16 protein-coding genes are annotated in these 20,560 nt (G+C 64.4%); 11 read left to right on the top strand and 5 right to left on the bottom strand.

Going from position 1 to position 20,560, the window contains the following annotated elements; translation table 11 throughout:
• The first annotated feature begins 331 nt into the window (after positions 1-331).
• From AC0L27_RS05240 to AC0L27_RS05210, 7 genes are all read left to right on the top strand, one after another.
• Positions 332-1,831, top strand: a complete 1,500-nt coding sequence (locus AC0L27_RS05240) for a leucyl aminopeptidase (protein ID WP_354203936.1) — start codon at positions 332-334, stop codon at positions 1,829-1,831.
• 6 nt (positions 1,832-1,837) lie between these two features.
• Entirely contained in the window at positions 1,838-2,290 is a 453-nt protein-coding gene (locus AC0L27_RS05235) for a DNA polymerase III subunit chi (RefSeq protein ID WP_275167194.1), read from the top strand.
• A gap of 166 nt (positions 2,291-2,456) precedes the next feature.
• Positions 2,457-2,948, top strand: coding sequence for a hypothetical protein (locus AC0L27_RS05230; RefSeq protein ID WP_354204558.1), 492 nt, complete (start codon positions 2,457-2,459; stop codon positions 2,946-2,948).
• Positions 2,949-3,387: 439 nt separating this feature from the next.
• Entirely contained in the window at positions 3,388-6,234 is a 2,847-nt protein-coding gene (locus AC0L27_RS05225) for a beta strand repeat-containing protein (protein ID WP_473318033.1), read from the top strand.
• Positions 6,235-6,263: 29 nt separating this feature from the next.
• Positions 6,264-8,396 carry a type I secretion system permease/ATPase gene (locus AC0L27_RS05220; protein ID WP_354254976.1) on the top strand — a complete coding sequence of 711 codons (2,133 nt, stop codon included), beginning with the start codon at positions 6,264-6,266 and terminating at the stop codon, positions 8,394-8,396.
• Positions 8,383-9,837, top strand: a complete 1,455-nt coding sequence (locus AC0L27_RS05215; RefSeq protein ID WP_354254937.1) for an HlyD family type I secretion periplasmic adaptor subunit — start codon at positions 8,383-8,385, stop codon at positions 9,835-9,837. The genes AC0L27_RS05220 and AC0L27_RS05215 overlap by 14 nt, the downstream gene beginning before the upstream one ends.
• Before the next feature lie 164 nt (positions 9,838-10,001).
• Entirely contained in the window at positions 10,002-10,967 is a 966-nt protein-coding gene (locus tag AC0L27_RS05210) for a tripartite tricarboxylate transporter substrate-binding protein (protein ID WP_354203929.1), read from the top strand.
• A gap of 158 nt (positions 10,968-11,125) precedes the next feature.
• Here the strand turns inward: AC0L27_RS05210 and AC0L27_RS05205 are convergent, their stop codons facing one another.
• The 4 genes from AC0L27_RS05205 to AC0L27_RS05190 form a co-directional block, all read right to left on the bottom strand.
• Positions 11,126-12,988 (bottom strand): ABC-F family ATP-binding cassette domain-containing protein, encoded by a 1,863-nt coding sequence (locus AC0L27_RS05205; protein WP_354203927.1) that lies wholly within the window; start codon positions 12,986-12,988, stop codon positions 11,126-11,128.
• Positions 12,989-13,060: 72 nt separating this feature from the next.
• The gene (locus tag AC0L27_RS05200) at positions 13,061-13,234 is read right to left on the bottom strand and encodes a hypothetical protein (RefSeq protein WP_247434138.1); all 174 of its coding nucleotides are present in this window, start codon (positions 13,232-13,234) and stop codon (positions 13,061-13,063) included.
• A gap of 232 nt (positions 13,235-13,466) precedes the next feature.
• Positions 13,467-13,724 carry a sulfur globule protein precursor gene (locus AC0L27_RS05195; RefSeq protein WP_354203925.1) on the bottom strand — a complete coding sequence of 86 codons (258 nt, stop codon included), beginning with the start codon at positions 13,722-13,724 and terminating at the stop codon, positions 13,467-13,469.
• 140 nt (positions 13,725-13,864) lie between these two features.
• On the bottom strand, positions 13,865-14,041 hold the full coding sequence (locus AC0L27_RS05190) for a hypothetical protein (protein ID WP_275167187.1): 177 nt from the start codon (positions 14,039-14,041) through the stop codon (positions 13,865-13,867).
• Here AC0L27_RS05190 and ndk point away from each other — a divergent pair.
• From ndk to AC0L27_RS05170, 4 genes are all read left to right on the top strand, one after another.
• A complete protein-coding gene (gene ndk / locus AC0L27_RS05185; protein ID WP_275167186.1) occupies positions 14,034-14,456 on the top strand; it encodes a nucleoside-diphosphate kinase in 423 nt (140 codons plus the stop codon). The genes AC0L27_RS05190 and ndk overlap by 8 nt on opposite strands.
• A gap of 44 nt (positions 14,457-14,500) precedes the next feature.
• A complete protein-coding gene (locus tag AC0L27_RS05180) occupies positions 14,501-15,361 on the top strand; it encodes a TerC family protein (protein ID WP_275167185.1) in 861 nt (286 codons plus the stop codon).
• A 622-nt stretch (positions 15,362-15,983) separates the two neighbouring features.
• Positions 15,984-17,915 (top strand): TonB-dependent receptor, encoded by a 1,932-nt coding sequence (locus AC0L27_RS05175; protein WP_354204554.1) that lies wholly within the window; start codon positions 15,984-15,986, stop codon positions 17,913-17,915.
• A gap of 1 nt (position 17,916) precedes the next feature.
• The gene (locus tag AC0L27_RS05170; protein ID WP_473318025.1) at positions 17,917-19,041 is read left to right on the top strand and encodes a PepSY-associated TM helix domain-containing protein; all 1,125 of its coding nucleotides are present in this window, start codon (positions 17,917-17,919) and stop codon (positions 19,039-19,041) included.
• A gap of 5 nt (positions 19,042-19,046) precedes the next feature.
• Here the strand turns inward: AC0L27_RS05170 and ppx are convergent, their stop codons facing one another.
• Positions 19,047-20,549: an exopolyphosphatase gene (ppx, locus tag AC0L27_RS05165; RefSeq protein ID WP_354203920.1), complete on the bottom strand. Its 1,503-nt coding sequence runs from the start codon at positions 20,547-20,549 to the stop codon at positions 19,047-19,049.
• Between the last annotated feature and the right edge of the window lie 11 nt (positions 20,550-20,560).

Here is a 20,560-nt window from a genome sequence, read left to right as displayed (position 1 = left end):
ACGAATCCCACCAAGTCCCCAATGCCGGCCGGAATTCCGGCTGTCCAACCAATCCCCGCAAGGGGATCCCCAAGGTCGGCCAACCGTCTCATCCGCCGGCTTACTCTCTCAGTACCATCCCTTTGATCCGTCAACAAAATGGCTGCCCCGTGGCACCCTCAATATATGGTTAATATTTCCCTCGTTGTGGCCCCTCGGCCACGGGGGGTGCTTGGCATCTGCCGGGCCGGTGGCCCATAGTGCGGCACGCTCAGTGAATCGCCGTTCAGCTCTGCCCCCGTGACCGGGACCGCCGATCGGTAAAAAGCGCAATGTTTTTGAGGAGTTACTCATGTCCGATGCCATCAAGGTCGGCTTCGTTCCATTATCTGCCGCCGTCCGTGGCATCATGGTCGTGTTCTGCGACGACGCTCTGAAGCTCGGCCCGGCGACCGCAAAGGCGCTCGGCGGCGCCACCGAACTCGTGAAGCGGGCGGCGGCCGCCGCCGCCTTCAAAGGCAAAAGCGGCGCCGCGCTCGACATCCTTGCACCCGAGGGCGTGAAGGCCACCCGCCTGATCGTGATCGGCGCCGGGAAGGCAACCGGCCTGAAGGCTAACGACCTCCTCAAATTCGGCGGCGTGGCGGCGAGCAAGCTTCCGGTCGGGACGGCGGCCATGACCATTATGGCGGAACTGCCCAATGGCGCCATGACGAGCGAGCAGGCGGTCGCGATCGCCTCGGGCCTGCGGCTGCGCACCTACAAGTTCGATCGCTACAAGACCAAGAAGAAGGACGGCGAGGAGGGCGGCTCGCGCGCCGACGTCTCGCTTGGGGTCGGCGATGTCGTCGCCGCGAAGAAGGCGTTCGCATCGGCCGCTGCGATCGTGGACGGCGTGATCATTGCGCGCGACCTCGTCAACGAGCCGCCGAACGTGCTTTTTCCCGAGGAGTTCGCACGCCGCGCAGGCCTGCTCCGCAAACTCGGCGTCAAGATCGAGGTGCTCGACGTCAAGGCGATGGACAAGCTCGGCATGGGCGCGCTGCTCGGCGTGGGCCAGGGCTCGGCGCGGCCGAGCCGTACCGTGATCATGCGTTGGGACGGCGGCAAGAAGGGTGAGGCGCCGGTTGCCTTCGTCGGCAAGGGCGTCTGCTTCGACACCGGCGGCATTTCGATCAAGCCGGCCGGCAGCATGGAGGACATGAAGGGCGACATGGGGGGCGCTGCCTGCGTCGTCGGCCTGATGCATGCGCTCGCGGCACGCAAGGCCAAGGTCAACGTCGTCGGCGCCATCGGCCTCGTCGAGAACATGCCGGACGGCAACGCGCAGCGCCCGGGCGACATCGTCACCTCGATGTCGGGCCAGACCATCGAGATCATCAACACCGACGCGGAAGGCCGTCTGGTGCTTGCCGATGTGCTCTGGTACGTCGCCAAGAAAACCAAGCCGAAATTCATGGTGGACCTGGCGACGTTGACCGGCGCCATCGTGGTCGCGCTCGGCACCGAGCATGCCGGCATGTTCTCCAACAATGACGAGCTTGCCGAGCGGCTTCTGGCGGCCGGCATCGAGAGCGGCGAGAAGGTCTGGCGCCTGCCGCTTGGCCCCGAATACGACAAGCTGATCGATTCCCAGTTCGCGGACATGAAGAACACCGGCGGACGCCATGGCGGCTCGATCACCGCGGCGCAGTTCCTCCAGCGCTTCGTGGACGGAACGCCCTGGGCGCATCTCGACATCGCCGGTACCGCCATGGGAGCGCCGAAGACCGACATCAACCACAGCTGGGGAAGCGGCTATGGCGTTCGCTTGCTGGACCGTCTGGTCGCTGACCATTACGAGCGCAAATGACCCGGGATGACTGAAGTCCTTTTCTACCATCTGCAAAACATGACGGTGGAGAACGTGTTGCCGCCGCTTCTCGAGAAATCGCTCGAGCGCGGCTGGCGCGTCGTGGTGCAGTCGAATTCGCCGGAGCGCGCCGATGCGCTCGACGCCCATTTGTGGACCTATCGCGACGATTCCTTCCTGCCGCACGCGACATGGCGGGTGAGCGACGCTGCCGATCAGCCGATCGTGCTGGCGGTCGAGGAGGACAATCCGAACGGTGCCAATGTTCGTTTCCTCGTCGACAACGCCGCGCTGCCGCAGGACGCGCAGGGCTATGAGCGCATGGTGCTGCTGTTCGATGGCGACGATCCGGACGCGCTTGCTTTCGCCCGCAGCGCCTGGACGGATTGCAAGGCGCGGGGATTTGATGTCACCTACTGGCAGGCCGACGAGCGGGGGCGGTGGCAGAAGCGGAATTAGCGGTCGCTCGCAATTAATGATAATTTGCACTTTTCGGGTGATGATGGCTTTTGTCACCTTCGTGCCGCAAAGTGGTGTTGGTACAATTGCTTAGGGCCGATCCTTCACTCGGGGAATTTAGTTTATCGTGCGACATCAAAAGCTTCCCAGCTCGCTCATAGTTGCGTTGGTGGCCGTAGCACCGCTGGTCGCGGGCTGTTCGGGGACCGATCTGTTGTCCAGGGATGCCCAGTGGTTCAACACGCCCAGCCGCCTGTTCATCAAAAGCATCTCGATCGAGTCGCCGCCGCTGACACCCGACAAGCCGGTTCGCGCCGAGGATCTGGTCAGCGCCGACGGGGGCTGTGCCGGCATGGCGCCGCCGCCCGGACCGGCCGATGCCAATGCGTCGACAACCGCGCCGGCGCCCATGGGCGGCACCGTCGCGCTCGGTCACACCGAATGCGATGTGGTGCGCGGCATCGGCGCGCCCTCGAGCGTCAACCTCTCCGGTGATGCCGCGGGCAGACGCGTTGCGGTCGTGACGTGGACGACCGGTCCGCGCGCCGGCATCTATACCTTCACGTCCGGCCGCCTGTCCTCGATCGAGGGCACGCCGGAGGCGCCGGTCATGCCGAAGGCGACCAAGCCAAAGCCGAAGAAGAAGTCGGCGGCGTAACACGGGTCGCCTTCTGCCCTGAAGGTGGTTGCGGCTGTCGAAGCGATCAGCCGCGCATGCTCGTCCCCATCGTCAAGCGGCTTTGCATCCCTTGATTGCGATGGCGGAGGCGTGAACCGTTATCTCTCCGCTCGCACCCGCCGGCGATCTCATTCGCGAGTTTCGACATCGCGGGATGCCGACCTTCGCCCAAAGCGCCTTCATTGCCTCGGGCCGCGTTCTTCCGCGCGCGTCGAAAATCACGGGGGCGTTACGCGTGATCCGTGATCACGCGGTTCGTGATCAGCGAGCCTTCGCGTCCGCTGTCGAAAACTGCTCCGAAGCAAAACTGGAGGAAATCTCCAGAATAATCACGCGCGTCTCAAGCAACGGTTCAAGAACGTCATGTGCGCGAATGCTACGCACCGAGGGGAGGGGCTAGGTCGGAAGGATCATTTGGATGTCCATTACCTCTGTGTTTTCCCCGGTTACGGGGCAGCTCACCATTTTCGGCGACAGCGCGAATAACGGCCTCGTGATAAGTCGCGACAAGTCCGGCCGCATCCTTGTCAATAACGGGCACGTGAAAACGGTTGGTGGCGAACCCACGGTCGACAACACCACGGCGATCGACATCTTCGGTCAAGGCGGTGACGACACGATCACCGTCGACGAGTGCCACGGACCGATGCCCGCGGTCCACATTTTCGGCGGCGACGGCAATGACAGGATCACGGGCGGCTCGGGAGCCGACCTTCTGTTTGGTCAGGCCGGCGACGATTTGATCAAGGGCGGCGGCGGCAACGATCTGCTGTTCGGCGGAGCGGGTAACGACGTCCTGGATGGCGGCAGCGGCGACAACCAGCTGTTCGGTCAGGCCGGCGACGATGTCATGATCTGGAATCCCGGCGGCGGCACCAACCTGTTCGAGGGTGGTGAGGGCAACGATACGGCTCAGGTCAACGGCAGCAACGGCGCCGAGACCTTCACGATCACGGCGAACGGCACCCGCGTGCGGCTCGACGGGACGGGCGCGGCGCCGTTCTCGCTCGACATAGGCACGACGGAAAATCTCGTCCTGCACGGCGGCGGCGGCGACGATGTCATCACCGCGGGCAACGGGCTCGGCAGCCTGATCTCGCTGACGCTCGATGGCGGCGCCGGCAACGACAGGATCATCGGCGGCGACGGCAACGACCTCATCATCGGCGGCAGCGGCGACGATATCGTCAATGGCGGACGCGGCAACGACGTCGCCCAGCTCGGGAGTGGCGACGACACTTTCATCTGGAATCCCGGCGACGGCAGCGACACGGTCGAAGGCGGCTCGGGCAGCGACAAGTTGCTTTTCAATGGCGCCAACATCAACGAGACCATCAACATCTCGGCCAATGGCGGCCGGGTGCGCTTCACCCGCGATGTCGCCAACATTACGATGGATCTCAACAGCGTCGAGCAGATCGAATTCGATGCGCGTGGCGGCGCCGACAACATCACCATCGGCGACCTCACCGGGACCGGCGTCAAGCAGGTGCTGGTTGATCTCGGAGCCGTTCCGGGAGGGACGCAAGGCGACGGCGCAGCGGATACGGTGACCGTCAACGGCAGCAACGGCAATCAGCACATCGAGGTCACAGCCACGGGCACAACGGTAACGGTCACGGGGCTGCCGGAGGTCGTGACGATCGCAAATGCAGAGGCCGGCAACGACCGGCTGGTCGTGCAGGCGCTCGGCGGCAACGACGCGATCGATGCATCCACGCTCGGCGCGGCGATCGGGCTGACCATCGACGGCGGTGCGGGCAACGACACCATCACCGGCAGCCAGGGAGCCGACACCCTGATCGGCGGCGACGGCAACGACAAGGTCATCGGCGGCCGCGGCAATGACGTCGCGCTTCTCGGCGCAGGCGACGACATCTTCACGTGGAATCCCGGTGACGGCAGCGACACCGTCGAAGGCGGCACGGGAGCCGATACGCTGGTGTTCAACGGCGCCAATGTGGCCGAGAACATGTCGATCTCGGCGAACGGAACCCGTGCGCTACTCACCCGTGACGTCGGTGCTATCGTCATGGACCTCGCTGGCGTCGAGCACGTGCAGATCGCGGCAGCAGGCGGCGCCGACAACATCACCGTCAACGATCTGACCGGGACAGGAATCACGCAGGTTGCCATCGACCTCAGCGCCGGCCCCGGCAGCCAGAGCGGCGATGGCGCGGCGGACCGCGTGACCGTGAACGGCACGAATGGTGACGACAACATATCGGTCGTGACCGCCGGCGGATCGATCGTGGTCAACGGCCTCGCTGCGCAGGTGTCGATTGCGCATGCGGACGCCGGTGATGTGCTCGGCATCAACGGCGGACAAGGCAATGACGTCATCAATGCGTCTTCCATCAAGGCGGGACAGTCGTTCAGCCTCAACATCAACGGCGGCGACGGCAACGACACCATCACCGGCAGTGCCGGCAATGACATTGTGAACGGCGGACGCGGCAACGATTTCGCCAATCTCGGTGCGGGCGACGACACTTTCGTCTGGAATCCCGGCGACGGCAGCGACACCGTCGAAGGCGGCAAGGGCACCGACACGCTGGCATTCAACGGCGCCAATATCAGCGAGACCATCAACATCTCGGCCAATGGCGGCCGGGTGCTGTTCACCCGAGATGTCGCCGCCATTGCGATGGACCTGAACGGGGTCGAACATGTCGACTTCAATGCCCTCGGCGGTGCCGACAACATTACGGTCGGCGACCTCTCCGGCACTGGCGTGAGCCAGGTCGACCTCGATCTCGGCGCCAATGACGGCGCCGCGGATACCGTGACCATCAACGCAACCGGCGGCAACGACGTCATCACGGTGACCGAGCACGACGGCATCATCACGGTGTCGGGGCTTGGCCAGGACATCAACATCAGCGATGCCGGCGCGGGCGACAGGATTGTCATCAACGGCCTCGATGGCGACGACGTTATCACGGCTTCCGGCTTGCACGGCGGCATCCAGCTCGTCGCCAATGGCGGCAACGGCGACGACGTGCTGATCGGAAGCCCCGGCAACGACTCGCTGGCCGGTGGTGCCGGTGATGACGTGCTGATCGGCGGCGGCGGCCTCGACATCCTGGACGGCGGCACCGGCAACAACGTTGTCATCCAGGGCGGAGCGTTCGCGGCCGCGATGCTGCTCAACCAGGCCATGGCGGCCAGCTTCGTCCCGGCAGGTGAGGGCAACGGCGAGATGCCGCTGCCCGATCCGCACGCGACGCAAAGCCAGGTGCTCGCATCGCCGCAGCACGCCTGAAGCCGGCGGCATCGGCCCGGAGAACGCTCATGATGACCAACGCGGTCTCCTCCGATACGGGGCTCGATGCGTTGCTGACGCTGCTGCATCTGCAAGGTGTCGCGGCCGATCGCGCGCAGCTCAGGCACCGGCTGGGCGCGGCAAGCTTCGGCGCAGCGGATATTGTCCGCTGCGCCAGGTCTCTCGGACTTAAAGCGCGAACCTATCGAACGCAGTGGAGCCGTCTGTCGGACACCCCGCTGCCCGGGATCGCAATGCTGCGGGACGGCGGCTTCATGGTCATCGCAAAGGCCTCCGCCGACAAGGTGCTGGTGCAGTCTCCGGAGGCGCAGCGCCCGGTGCTGATGGATCGCGACGAGCTGTGCGCGATCTGGGACGGCGGCTTGATCCTGATGGTCCGGCGCGCCGGCCTGTCCGATCTCGGACGGCACTTCGATATCACCTGGTTCATCGGCGCAATCGGCAAATACCGGCGGCTGCTGGGCGAGGTGCTGGCGGCTTCGTTCTTCATCCAGCTTTTTGCGCTGGTCTCGCCGCTGTTCTTCCAAATCGTCATCGACAAGGTGCTGGTGCACCGCTCGCTGTCCACCCTCGACGTTCTCGTCGTCGGCCTCGTCGTCGTCTCCCTGTTCGACACCGTGCTCGGGATCCTGCGCAATTACCTGTTTGCGCACACGACCAACCGCATCGACGTCGAGCTCGGGGCACGTCTGTTTCACCATCTGCTGGCGCTGCCAATGGCCTGGTTTCAGGCCAGGCGCGTCGGAGATTCCGTGGCCCGGGTCCGTGAGCTCGAGAACATCCGCAATTTCATCACCAGCTCGTCACTGACACTTCTCATCGACCTGGTCTTCACCTCGGTGTTCCTGGCGGTGATGTTCGCCTATTCGGCGCAGATGAGCTTCATCGTGCTGGCATCATTTCCATTCTACATCGCGATCTCTGCCGTGGCGACGCCGCTGTTTCGCCGCAGGCTGGACGAGAAATTCCGCCGCGGCGCGGAGAACCAGGCCTTCCTGGTCGAGAGCGTCAGCGGCATCGAAACGCTGAAGGCGATGGCGGTCGAGCCGCAGATGCAGCGCCGCTGGGAAGAGCAGCTCGCCGGCTATGTCTCCGCGAGCTTCGGTGTCACCAGCCTCGGCAACACGGCAAGCCAGCTGGTGCAGCTCGTCAGTAAGGTTGTCACTGCCGCCATTCTCTATGTCGGAGCCAGGCTGGTGATCGGTGACGCATTGACGGTCGGCGAGCTCGTGGCCTTCAACATCTTCGCGGGGCGGGTGTCGGCCCCGGTGCTCCGGCTCGCGCAGGTCTGGCAGGATTTTCATCAGGCGCGGCTGTCGATCGCGCGGCTCGGCGACATCCTCAACAGCGCGGCGGAGCCTGCTTACTCCGCCGCCCGCGCGGGGCTGCCGTCGATCCGGGGCAACATTCGCTTCGAGCACGTCTCTTTCCGCTACCGCCTCGATGGGCCGGAGATCCTGCACAATGTCTCGTTCGACATTCCAGCCGGACAAACCGTCGGCATCGTCGGATCGTCCGGTTCGGGCAAAAGCACCTTCGCCAAGCTGGTGCAGCGGCTCTACGTTCCGCAAGGCGGCCGCGTACTCGTCGACGGAATGGATCTGATGACGACCGATCCGGCAGGGCTCCGTCGGCAGATCGGAATCGTGCTCCAGGACAACATGCTGTTCAACCGGTCGGTGCGCGACAACATCGCGCTGGCGGATCCAAGCCTGCCGATGGACCGCATCATCGACGCGGCGAAGCTGGCGGGCGCGCATGATTTCATTCTGGAGCTGCCCGAAGGCTACGATACGGTGGTCGGCGAGCGCGGCTCGACGCTCTCGGGCGGCCAGCGCCAGCGCATCGCGATCGCCCGCGCACTGGTGGGCAATCCCCGGATCCTGATCTTCGACGAAGCCACCAGCGCGCTCGACTATGAAAGCGAGCGGATCATCCATGACAACATGAAGGAGATCGCGAAAGGCCGCACCGTCCTGATCATCGCGCACCGTCTGTCCACCGTCCGCGGCGCCGATCGCATCTTCACCCTGGAACGCGGCCGTCTGGTCGAGGACGGCACGCATGATGCGCTGATCAAGACCGGCGGCCGCTACGCCGCCCTGCATCGTCTCCAGGGAGGCATTTATGAGGTCGGCTAGCACTGTGCCGGCCGCTCGGCCGGAGCAGACCGTGATCCCGTTCCGGAATGGAAAGGGCCGGCGCGCCGAGGAAGTCGCCTTCCTGCCGGCGGCGCTGGAAATCACGGAAACACCGCCGTCGCCGATCGGCCGCGCCATCGCCATGGCCCTGATGCTGCTCGTCTGCGCGGCGCTGGCCTGGTCGACCTGGGGCACGATCGACATCGTGGCGTCCGCAACCGGCAAGGTCGTGTCGAGCGGACGAAGCAAGGTGGTCCAGCCGTTCGAGACCGGCGTGGTGCGCGCCATTCACGTGCAGGACGGGCAATCGGTCAAATCGGGCGACCTGCTGATCGAGCTCGATCCGACCGTGAACGCCGCAGAGCGCGATCGTCTGCACGACGATCTCATGGCCGAGCGGCTCAACGTCGCGCGCCTCCGCGCCGCATTGGCGGGCGGCGAAGGGGTATCCGCCGATCTCGTCGTACCAGAGGACGCCGATCCCATGCTGGTCGCGACGCAACGGCAGCTCCTCGCCAATCAGGTCAGCGAGAACAGGGCCAAGCTCGCGGCGCTCGCCCGTCAAGAAGCGCAGAAGGAGGCCGAACATCAGACGATTGCTGCGACGATTCACAAGCTTGATGCGTTGCTGCCGGTCACCCAGCAGCGTGTCGAGATCCGCAAGACGCTGATGGAGAAGGAGATCGGCTCGAAGCTGACCTATTATGAGACCCTCCAGCTCCAGATCGAGCAGCAGGAGGAGCTTCGCGTCCAGAGCAGCCGCTTGAAGGAGGCCGAGGCGGCCGTCGCCGCGATCCGGGAGACCCGCATCCAGGCCTTGGCCGAGTACAGGAAAAGTCTCTCCGATGAGCTTGCCAAGAGCGAACAGAAAGCCAATGGCGTCGCACGCGATCTGATCAAGGCGCAGCAGAGGACGAGGCTTCAGCAACTGACGTCGCCCGTCGACGGCGTCGTGCAGCAGCTCGCGGTCCACACCGTAGGCGGCGTGGTCACGCCCGCACAGTCGCTGCTGGTGATCGTGCCGACCGATACGCGGCTCGAGATCGAGGCGATGATCTCGAATCGCGATATCGGATTTGTCGAGGCCGGGCAGGGCGCCGCCATCAAGATCGACACTTTCAATTTCACCCGCTACGGGCTTCTCGCAGGCCGGGTCCTGAGCGTCTCGCAGGATGCCATCGTCCGTGACCGGCCGCAGGAGCGCGGGAGCGAGCGTGCGCCCGCGACGCAACGCGACAGCAGCGAGCCCAGCGGGCAGGAGTTGAGTTACAGCGCCCGTATCTCGCTCGATCGCACCCAGATGCAGGTGGACGACCGCCTCGTCAACCTGTCGCCGGGAATGGCGGTGACCGTCGAGATCAGGACCGGTTCGCGCACCATCCTGAGCTACCTGCTATCGCCGCTGCAGCGCTACCGGCACGAGATCATGCGGGAGCGCTAGTTCCCGCCTGTTGCCGACGAAGCTTCGCAGGCGCCCTGAGAACCGATCGGGCTTTTCGGCAGCTACACCATGCCGCGGGCGCTCCACTCTCGACGAGGTCGTTTTCGTGTGGCCGCGCAGCCCGGAATGCGTACATAGGAGCAAGCAAAAATTTGGAGGAAACTATGCGGCTCATTGCCCTCGTGTCGGCTCTGCTCTTGCCGTTTGGCGCGGCGCTCGCCCAGGACTATCCAGTCAGGCCCGTCACCCTGCTGGTGCCGTTCGCCGCCGGCGGACCTACGGACACCATTGCTCGCCTGACGGCGGCAGGCATGGCGAAATCGCTCGGCCAACAGGTCATCGTGGAGAACGCGCCTGGCGCCGGTGGCACCATCGCGACGACCCGCGCCTCGCGAGCCCAGCCCGACGGATACACGCTGCTGATCCATCATGTCGGCCTCTCGACCGCCGCCACACTGTACCGCAACCTCAGCTATGACACCAAGACCGCCTTTGCGCCGATCGGGCTTGTGACCAATGCGCCGATGACCATCATCGCGCGTGCGGATTTTCCGGCCGACACGCTGAAGGAATTGGTCGCCTACGCCCAACAGCAGGGCGACAAGTTGACCTATGCCAATGCCGGACTCGGAGCGGCCTCGCATCTCTGCGGGATGCTGTTCATGACGGCGATCCAGAAGCAGCTCACCGCGGTGCCTTACAAGGGCAACGGCCCCATCATGAACGATCTTCTCGGCAAGCAGATCGATCTCACCTGCGACCAGGCGACGAACACGACCGGCCCGATCATGTCGAAGCAGGTCAAGGCCTATGCGATCACCACCAAGGAGCGGTTGAAGAGCTTGCCCGATTTGCCGACGGCTGATGAGGCCGGCCTCAAGGGGTTCGAACTTGGCGTGTGGCACGGCATCTACGCGCCGAAGGGCACACCGCCGGCGGTCGTTCAGAAGCTGACGGCGGCGCTCCAGTCCGCGCTTAGGGATCCCGCGCTGATCGCCCGGTTCAACGACATCAACACGGAGCCGGTCCCGCAGGAGAAGGCGACGCCGGAGGCGCTGGCCGCGACGCTGGCGAGTGAAGTCGACCGTTGGGCTCCGATGATCAAGGCCGCCGGCCAGTTTGCGGACTGAGCCATTCCTGCGCAATTCGAGCCGACATCGCTCCGTGGACGCGCTAAGCCAACACGGTAAAGAGCTGTCTATTCAAGAGTTAAGTACCGGGTAGCAAAATACCAGTACTGTGCATGGGGTTGTTTTCGCGATTTTAATGTCGGCCCGGTCGTGGAGCTTCAACCCGCCGCCGCGTCGAACTGCGTGCTCGCCTCGAGCCACTGCTCCTCGGCGCGCGCGAGCGCGTCGGCTGCGTTCGCGCGTGCTTTCGACAGTTGCGCGGCCTGCTTGGGATCGCGGGTGAAGATGTCGGGCAGGGCGAGCGCAGTGTCGATCTTGCTGATGATCTCGCTGACGCGGGCGATCTCAGTTTCGGCTTCCGCGATACGTTTCTTCAGCGAGCCGCGATTGTCCGATCTCGGACGCTGCGGCTTCTCGCTCACCGCGCTGCGCTCGCGCGGGGCGGGCTCGCCATTGCGCGCGGACAGCACCAGGCGGCGATATTCGTCGAGGTCGCCGTCGTAATTGGTCACGGTGCGGTCGGCGACGATCCAGAGTTGGTCGGCGCAGGACTCGATGAGATAGCGGTCGTGCGAGACCATGATGACGGCGCCGGGGAACTCGTTGATGGCTTCCGCAAGCGCTGCGCGGCTGTCGATGTCGAGATGGTTGGTCGGCTCGTCCAGGATGATCATGTTGGGGCCGAAGAAGGTCGCAAGCCCCAGCAGGAGCCGCGCCTTCTCGCCGCCCGACAATTTTCCGACCTTGGTGTCGGCCGCCTTGCCGGAGAATCCGATGGCGCCGGCGCGTGCGCGCACCTTTGCCTCAGGCGCTTCACCCATCAGCTTGCGGACGTGGTCGTAGGTCGAGGCATCCTCGTTCAATTCGTCGAGCTGGTGCTGGGCGAAATAGGCAATCGAGAGCTTGTCGGCGCGGGTCACCTTGCCCGAGAACGGCGCGAGGCGGCCGGCGAGCAGTTTCACCAGCGTCGACTTGCCGTTGCCATTAGAGCCGAGCAGCGCGATGCGGTCGTCATTGTCGACGCGCAAGGTGACGCGGTTAAGGACGGGCGCGTTCGGGTCGTAGCCGACCACGACGTTGTCGGCGGCGATGATCGGCGGCGACAGGATTTTCTCGGGCGCGGGAAAGCTGATCTCGCGCACGTCCTGGGTGACTAGCGCCGTGATCGGCTTCAGCCGCTCCAGCATCTTGACGCGCGATTGGGCCTGGCGGGCTTTCGAGGCCTTGGCCTTGAAGCGGTCGACGAAGGCCTGCAGGCGGGCGCGTTCGGCTTCCTGGCGCTTGACCGCTTTGGCATCGAGCATCTCGCGCATGGCGCGCTGCTCCTCGAAGGAGGAGTAGGTGCCTTTGTAAAGCGTGAGCTTGCCGCGTTCCAGATGCAGGATCTGGTCGACCGAGCTTTCCAGCAGGTCGCGGTCATGGCTGATCACGATCACGGTGCGCGGATAATGCGCGAGGTGATCCTCGAGCCACAGCGTACCTTCGAGGTCGAGATAGTTGGTGGGCTCGTCGAGCAGCAACAGGTCGGGAGCCGCGAACAGCGTTGCGGCGAGCGCAACGCGCATGCGCCAGCCGCCGGAGAATTCGGCGCAAGGGCGGAGCTGGTCGGTGGCCGAGAAGCCGAGGCCGGAGAGGATGGCTGCGGCGCGGCTCGGTGCCGAATGCGCGTCGATGTCGACCAGCCGGGTCTGGATCTCGGCGATCCGGTGCGGGTCGGTCGCGCTCTCGGCCTCGCTGAGCAGCGCGTCGCGTTCGAGGTCGGCCTTGAGCACGACCGAGATCAGGCTCTCGGGGCCGTTCGGCGCTTCCTGCGCCAGGCTGCCGACGCGCCAGCGGGGCGGCAGGGTCACTGTGCCGTGCTCAGCCGCAAGCTCGCCGCGGATCACCTTGAACAGGGTCGATTTGCCGGTGCCGTTGCGACCGACCATGCCGACGCGGGATCCGGGCGTGATCTGCACGGAACTCTGGTCAATCAGAAGGCGTCCGGCGAGGCGGATGGAGAGGTCGGTGATCGAGAGCATGCGGCCTTGTCACCGCAGCCGGGGTCAAACGCAACCCCGTTTTTCCGTGTCCGCAAGCCGGTTCTTGTGAAGTCAGTGCGAATCGCGGTCGCGCTGCTTCAGCTCATTGAGGAGTTGCTCGAGGTGCGTCGGCAGCCTGGCCTCGGGCCGCAGGCTCTGCTGGAGCCGTTCACCCACCGCATCGCGGATCGAGCGGCTGGTGCGCCGGTCGATTTGCTCGCTGTCATCGGCGAAAAGGCTAACCATCGCAGGGTTCCGTGTTCTCATAGAAGCGACACGGTACCAAGTCCTTGGCCCCCAAATGGTTTCGCCACTCGCGGCGATTGCGCGGCATTCTAGCAAAAATTGTGTGAAGCCGTGCAATATCCCGCTCCGAATACAAAGCCCCGGCGCTGGGGGACGCCGGGGCTTCGCTCGGAAGGTACCTTGGGGGGCACAGGTACCCTTGGTTGGTGCTCTTGGAAAGGTGCTGTCGGGCTCAGTAACAGCGGTTGATCATCCGCCAGCGGGGTCCCCAGGGGGTCGGGACCAGCCGGCGCACATAGCAGCCGCCATAGCCGTAGGAGACGACGGGGCCGCGGGCATAAAAGCGCGGTCCACCCCAACTGTGGCCGTGGTGCCAGCCACCGCCGCCATGCCAGCCGCCGCCATGCCCGTGCGCGGAGGCGGAGGTCGGGGCCAGCGCGGCACCGAGCGCGACCACGGCGACCGCGGCGAGCGAAAGTTTCCTCAACATGGTGATCTCCTCAAAACTGCCGGCGCGGGGCTATCGCGTCGATGGAAAGGCCGCCGAAATGGTCCGCCTCGGGCAGAGGCTTTGGTTTCGATGGACCTGAGGTTATCCGAGCGAGGCTGAACCAAACCCTGACGAGGCCTTCAGATTGGGTTCATCTGGGTGAAATCGTTGTAATCCATGTTGGAATTCGGCGCCTGGCCTGCGGCGAAGCGCCCGCGAGTCGGTTTTGGCGGTCGCTTGCCGTATGGCGAAGGCGCCGATATAAGCCCGGCAACTCCGAACCACCGTTTTCTCTTCAAGGACATGATCATGGCCATCGAACGCACCTTCTCGATCATCAAGCCCGACGCCACCGCGCGTAACCTTACCGGTGCGGTTAACGCCGTGATCGAGAAGGCGGGCCTGCGCATCGTCGCGCAGAAGCGCATCCGCATGACCAAGGAACAGGCCGAGACCTTCTATTCGGTCCACAAGGCGCGCCCCTTCTTTGGCGAGCTCGTGGACTTCATGACGTCGGGTCCCGTGGTGGTGCAGGTGCTGGAAGGCGAGGGTGCCGTCTCCAAGTATCGCGACGTGATGGGTGCGACCGATCCGTCCAAGGCGGCTGACGGCACCATCCGCAAGCTCTACGCAAAGTCGATCGGCGAGAACTCCGCGCACGGTTCGGATGCCCCGGAAACCGCCGCGATCGAGATCGCGCAGTTCTTTTCGGGCAACGAGATCGTCGGCTGATCCGTCAGCCGATAATTTAACGAGACGCGGCGAAAGGACGTAGTGTGAACTGGCTCTGGCAGATCTTCGATCCCGCTACGATCGGGGCATTCTTCACCCAGTTCCGCGTTGAGATGGCCGAACCGACCTTCTGGGTCGCGGTCGGCAAGATCATCTGGATCAACATCCTCTTGTCCGGCGACAATGCGCTGGTGATCGCGCTCGCCTGCCGCGGGCTCAAGCCGCGGCATCGGCTGTGGGGCATGATCTTCGGTGCCGGCGCCGCGGTGCTGCTGCGGATCATCTTCACGGGCATCGTCGCGAGCCTGATGGAGCTGCCCTACCTCAAGCTGGTCGGCGGTCTTGCGCTGATCGTGATTGCGGCAAAGCTGCTGGTGCCGGAACAGGAGGACGAGGACGGCGTCGAGTCGGCTTCGCATCTGTGGCAGGCCGTGCAGATCGTCGTCGTTGCCGACATCGTCATGAGCCTGGACAACGTCATTGCGGTGGCCGCGGCCGCCAATGGCAGCGCGCCCTTGCTGGTGCTCGGTCTTGCCATCAGCGTGCCCTTGATCGTCGCCGGTGCGGCGCTGATCATGGCGCTGCTTGCGAAGCTGCCGGTTCTGGTGTGGGCCGGCGCGGCGCTGCTCGGCTGGATCGCGGGCGAGGTGATCGCGACCGATCCCGGCATCGCGCCGAGGCTGCACACGCTGTTCGACGGTCCGTTCGGCGCCTCGCTCGACAACATGCTCGGCGCCCTGCGCATCCCGCCGCAATTCGCCCATGGCGGCGGAGGCGGCGAATATCTCTGCGCAGCTCTCGGGGTCGTCGTCGTGCTGGTCGTCGGCTCCATCTGGCGCCGCCGCAGCATGAGCGCGGCCGCTCTGGAGTCCTCCGAACGCCACGCCAAGGCATCGGCGGAGTGATCTCTGCGGCAGCCTCCGTCCGCACCAAGCCTGTTGTCGCCTACGGAAGCCGCGCCGGACTGGAACGGCGCAGCATTGCCATGGCGATCCTTCCATAATTAGACGTTGTCTTATTCTAAAGTACTGAAAACAAAACCGTTTTCGTTGACTTGGTGACTGTTCCCGCTGCACGTCGCTCCGGTATTCATTTAATCAAACCGGAAGCTGTTAAGAGATGCCGCCGAGAGTCACTTGCCGCCCTGTTGCTGTTCTTGCTGTTGCCTTCAGATCCCGACCGAGGATCTCCAGACCGACAGCTTTCGCGGCCTCTGTGATTTCCATCGCCTTGTTCAGCGACGGCTTCCTTCACGGCAGCAACGCGCAGAGCGCTGTGCCGGAGACAGAGCGGGCGACAACGTTGCCGGCGGTGACCGTTACGGCAGACGTGCCGAAGCAGCGCGCACGCGCACGTTCCAATCCCGGCCGAAGAGCAGCCCGCGGAAGCTCGCCCGCAGTTGGGCAGGTCACGACGCAAGCGGAAGGAACTCCCGCAGCGCCGAAGCCCGGCACGCTGCCGCCGGCCTATTCAGGCGGGCAGGTGGCCCGCGGAGGGCAAATTGGCTTGCTGGGCAACAGGGACTTCATGGACACCCCGTTCAACATCACCAGTTACACGGCGAAGAAGATCGAAGATCAACAGGCCACCACGGTCGCCGATGTCGTCAGCAACGATCCCTCGGTCCGTTTCACGGGGCAGACCGGTGGCATTCTCGACTCCTTCTTCATCCGCGGCTTTCCGATCGGCGAGGGGAATGTCGGAGAAATTGCCTTCAATGGCGTCTATGGTGTTGCACCAAACTACCGTGTGTTCACCGACTACGTCGAACGCATTGAAATCATCAAAGGCCCGACCGCGCTGCTTTACGGTATGGCTCCGAACAGCAGCGTCGGCGGCACCATCAACATCGTTCCGAAACGCGCAGGTGACGTCGATCTCACGCGGGTTACCACCGACTACGCCACGAACTCCCAGTTCGGCACGCATCTCGACGTGAGCCGACGGTTCGGCGAGAACCGCGAATTCGGAATTCGCGTCAATGGCAGTTATCACAACGGCGATACGCCGCTCGACAACCAGAGCCGCCAGGCGCATGTCGGCTCTGCGGCGTTCGATTATCGCGGCGAGAAGTTCAGGGCTTCGCTCGACTTCATCGACCAGGAAGAAAAGTTCGACGCGCCCGCAAGGCCGTTTCTGGTTGCGACAGGCGTCGCTGTCCCGGCCGCTCCGGTCGGGAGACGCAATGTCACGCAGGCCTGGGAGTTCGCTAAGGTCCATGACAACTCGCTGCTAGCACGCGCCGAATACGACGTGACCGATTCCGTGACGGTGTTCGCCGACGGCGGTGGCGGCAGGACCCAGGTCGATCGTCTGTTTGGTACGCCGACGATCCTGAATTCGGTCGGCAATACCAGTTCGACACCCGGCCGCTTCAAATTCGATATTGACAGGAACGTCGCCGACGCCGGCGTGCGCGCCCGGTTTGAGACCGGTGCGATCAATCATGCCGTGAGCTTCCAGGGGAGCTACTACACCGATCAATTGTCGCGAGGTTCTGTTTCCGGCGCGCCGGTGCTGTCTAATATCTATGCCCCGATCGCCCGTCCGGAGCAGCTCGTTCCGGCTCCCGCGACTGTTCCAAAGCTTTCCGATACCGAATTCACCGGCCTCGCGCTGGCCGACACCTTGTCGGTCTTTCAGGAGCGCATTCAGCTGACCGTCGGCGTCCGGCAACAGGGCGTGAAGTCGAACAACTACAACACCGCCACGGGTGCCGTTAGCGCTTCTTACGATCAAACGGCGCTTACGCCGATGGTCGGCTTGGTCGTCAAGCCCTGGAGCCACGTCTCCCTGTACGCAAACTACATCGAAGGACTCAGCAAGGGGGATGTCGCACCAACGACGGCGAGCAATTCCGGAGAAGTTCTTGCACCTTATTTCAGCAAGCAACACGAAGCCGGCGTCAAGATCGATTTCGGCATGCTGGCCACCACGATCAGCCTGTTCGAGATCACCAAGCCGTCGGGGCAGTTGGGTGTCGACAAAGTCTTCCGGGCCGACGCCGAACAGCGCAATCGCGGCCTGGAGTTCACGGTATTCGGAGAGGTGCAGACAGGCCTTCGCGTGCTTGGCGGCGTGACGCTGATCGACCCGGAGCTGACGAAGACGAGCACGCCTTCCAATCTCGGCAAGACGCCGATCGGTGTACCTCAGGTGCAAGCCAATTTGTCCGCCGAATGGGACGCCCCATTCGCGCCCGGGCTGACGCTGGTCGCAAGCACCATCTATACGGGATACCAGTATCTGGATGCGGCAAACACGCAGGTCGTTCCGGCGTGGACGAGGCTCGACCTCGGTGCCCGCTACAACACGCGCATCAACAACCGGCCTGTCACGTTGCGGGCGCTGGTCCAGAACGTGTTCGATAAAAATTACTGGTCGGGCGTGGCAAGCTTCTCCGCGCTCTCACAGGGGGCTCCGCGGACCCTGCTGTTGTCGATGTCCACGGATTTCTGAGTTGAAGCGGCCTGGACGCGTAAGGCGCAGGCTTCTCTGGGCTCACCGATGGCTCGGGTTGACCGGCGGCATCGTCGTGGTGCTGATAGGCCTCACGGGAAGCTTCATCGTCTTCTATCGGGAAATCGACGCTGTTCTTAATTCCGCGCTTTACGTCCCCGCCGGTCCCGCACAAAAGGTCACCTTGAGCGAGGTGATGCGCGCCGCCGCGGCGGCGGATACCGCGCCGATTTCCACGATCCTGGCTCCGGACCGGACTTGGCCGGTCTGGGTCGTGATACACGCGCACGAAACCGCGACAGGTCGATACCCCAATCGCTGGACGACCATGGTCGATCCGTCGAACGGGAAGGTTCTCGGACGGCGTGACTACATAAATGCGTTCGCCCTCCAGGTTTACCGTCTCCACTATACGCTGCTGCTCCATGAGTGGTGGGGCAAGGAGCTGGTCGGCATTGTCGGGTTCGTACTGCTCGGCTTGGCCGTCTCGGGCCTGTTCTTGTGGTGGCCGAAACCGGGGCGGTTCTGGCGCTCGGTATCGGTGAGCAAGGACGTTTCGCTTCTTCGATTTGTTTTCGACGTCCACGGCATGGCTGGTTTTTGGGCGCTGTTCGCGCTCACGATGATCTCGATCACTGGTGTCGGGATCATTTTTCCTGGCGTAGTGCGTCCCATTATCGGGCTCGTGTCGCAACCGACACCTGATCCTTCGCCGCGGATCGAACTGCCGGCCGCAGGGACGCCGCAGCTCTCAGCCGATGCGATCGTGCGAATCGTGCAAACGGCCAGGCCGGATACGACGATTGCCATGTTCGATCCGCCAACCGAAACGCGCAACACCTGGCGCGTGCAGTTCCGGGCCGAAGGCGCTGATCCCGCGGTACGTGCGCGGGGGGCGATCTGGCTCGATCCATGGAGCGGTGCGGTGGTGCACGATCGCACTTCGGGCGCCACGTCGATGGGCGATCGCTATCTGGCCGAACAGCTCTGGATCCACAACGGTGCGACGTTCGGACTCGTCGGGCGTCTGTTCGTCTTCGCAGCCGGCTTCGCTCCCCTCGTTCTGTTCATCAGCGGCGGGATCATGTGGCTCAAGAAACGTCCGGGCAGGATCAGGTTAGGCTAGCCGATCTACCGCCGGACGATCGAGCCGGCGCGGTTGATCAGCCGGGCGAGCGCGCGGAAGCGGCTGCCGACGCGATCCGCGACGAGGTCGCCGAGGCGGTGCTCGAACACCAGCAACAGCTTGCGGCCCAGGCTGCGGAAATGCGTCGCGGGCAAGACGCCCGGACGCGCCGCCGAGATTAGATGCGCGACGCGGAAGGCCGCGCCCAGCAGGCGGGCGCGTTCGAGCTGCGCCGGCGTCAGCAGCTCCTGCATGGCGACCGGCGGCTGGTTTTCCTCGCTGAGGCCCGCATAGCGATAGAACACGGACAACCCGACGAAGGCGCGCTCGGTGTGGGTGATCGCGCCGAAATTGCCGTTGACGACGAGGCTCAGCGTCTGCTCGCCGCGATGGTCGGGATGCACGCGCCAGCCGATGTCGGACAGCAGGCACGCGGCGTGGCGGAGGCGGCGGTCCTCCTGGGTCTCGCGCAGCTTCACCACGCGCGCGAGGCGGTCGGTCCAGGCGATCAGTTCGCGCGCATGCTTGGCCGAACGCGACAGCAGCTGGTTCAGCTCCTCGGCCGCGCAGATCAGTCCGTCCTTGTTGCGTTCGGACTCCGGCAGCTTCTCGTGCAGCAGGCCCTCGCGCACGCCGAAGGTCGAGAACACGATCGTTTTCGGCTTCGCCACCCGGATGATGTGCTCGAGCACCAGTGCGGCATAGGTGAGGAGCGGGCGCCGGGCATCGGCGACGATCTCGATGTCGGCGAGCATGCCCGCGGCTGCAAGCCGGCGGAGACGACGCGAAAAATCGAGCGCCTCGGCAGCCGAAATCGAATAGCCGTGCATTACCTGGAGCGGATAGCCGCTCTGGATGATGTGGATGCGCGCAAGCGCGCGCCAGGTGCCGCCGACCGCGTAGAAGCTGCGGCCGCTCCCTGCCTTGAGCTGCGGCACCCCGTCGAGCGCTTCGCGCACGATGCGGTCGGCGCGTTTCAGGGATTTATGCGCGAGGTCCTGCAGCGCGAGGCCGCCGAGTGGCAGCGTCACGCCGCTGCGCACGGTGTTTTTGCGCACGTCGATCAGTTCGAGCGAGCCGCCGCCGAGGTCGCCGACGATGCCGTCGGGATGATGGATGCCGGAGATCACGCCAAGCGCCGACAGCCGCGCCTCGCGCGGGCCCGACAGGATCTCGATCTTCACCGCGCAGATGCGCTCGGCTTTCGCGATGAAGTCGGGGCCGTTCGAGGCGTCGCGGCAGGCGGCGGTCGCAATCGCAAACACCCGTCCGACCTGCATGACCCGGCACAGCGCACGGAAGCGCTTGAGCGAGGTCAGCGCCTTGTCGACGGCGTCAGGCGCGAGCAGTCCCGTGCTCTGCACCTCGCGCCCGAGGCCGCACAGCGTCTTCTCGTTGAAGATCGGAATCAGGCTCCGCGTCAGTCCCTCGTAGACGACGAGACGGACCGAGTTGGAGCCGATGTCGATGACCGCGACGCTCGAGCCGCGCTTGCGCGGCCGCTTCACGTCGACGATCC

The organism is Bradyrhizobium sp. Ken51, from assembly GCF_055807435.1.
Note: the sequence above shows the minus strand (reverse complement) of the source record. Positions and strands in the feature narration are given on the sequence as shown.

What these genes read in the sequence shown, in the direction of transcription:
- AC0L27_RS05235 (WP_275167194.1), top strand. Translation starts at nt 1,838, where the DNA reads ATGACTGAAGTCCTTTTCTACCATCTGCAAAACATGACGGTGGAGAAC.
- ndk (WP_275167186.1), top strand. Translation starts at nt 14,034, where the DNA reads ATGGCCATCGAACGCACCTTCTCGATCATCAAGCCCGACGCCACCGCG.
- AC0L27_RS05205 (WP_354203927.1), bottom strand. Translation starts at nt 12,988, where the DNA reads ATGCTCTCGATCACCGACCTCTCCATCCGCCTCGCCGGACGCCTTCTG.
- AC0L27_RS05220 (WP_354254976.1), top strand. Translation starts at nt 6,264, where the DNA reads ATGATGACCAACGCGGTCTCCTCCGATACGGGGCTCGATGCGTTGCTG.
- AC0L27_RS05200 (WP_247434138.1), bottom strand. Translation starts at nt 13,234, where the DNA reads ATGGTTAGCCTTTTCGCCGATGACAGCGAGCAAATCGACCGGCGCACC.
- AC0L27_RS05210 (WP_354203929.1), top strand. Translation starts at nt 10,002, where the DNA reads ATGCGGCTCATTGCCCTCGTGTCGGCTCTGCTCTTGCCGTTTGGCGCG.
- AC0L27_RS05215 (WP_354254937.1), top strand. Translation starts at nt 8,383, where the DNA reads ATGAGGTCGGCTAGCACTGTGCCGGCCGCTCGGCCGGAGCAGACCGTG.
- AC0L27_RS05175 (WP_354204554.1), top strand. Translation starts at nt 15,984, where the DNA reads ATGGACACCCCGTTCAACATCACCAGTTACACGGCGAAGAAGATCGAA.
- AC0L27_RS05240 (WP_354203936.1), top strand. Translation starts at nt 332, where the DNA reads ATGTCCGATGCCATCAAGGTCGGCTTCGTTCCATTATCTGCCGCCGTC.
- AC0L27_RS05225 (WP_473318033.1), top strand. Translation starts at nt 3,388, where the DNA reads ATGTCCATTACCTCTGTGTTTTCCCCGGTTACGGGGCAGCTCACCATT.
- AC0L27_RS05190 (WP_275167187.1), bottom strand. Translation starts at nt 14,041, where the DNA reads ATGGCCATGATCATGTCCTTGAAGAGAAAACGGTGGTTCGGAGTTGCC.
- AC0L27_RS05195 (WP_354203925.1), bottom strand. Translation starts at nt 13,724, where the DNA reads ATGTTGAGGAAACTTTCGCTCGCCGCGGTCGCCGTGGTCGCGCTCGGT.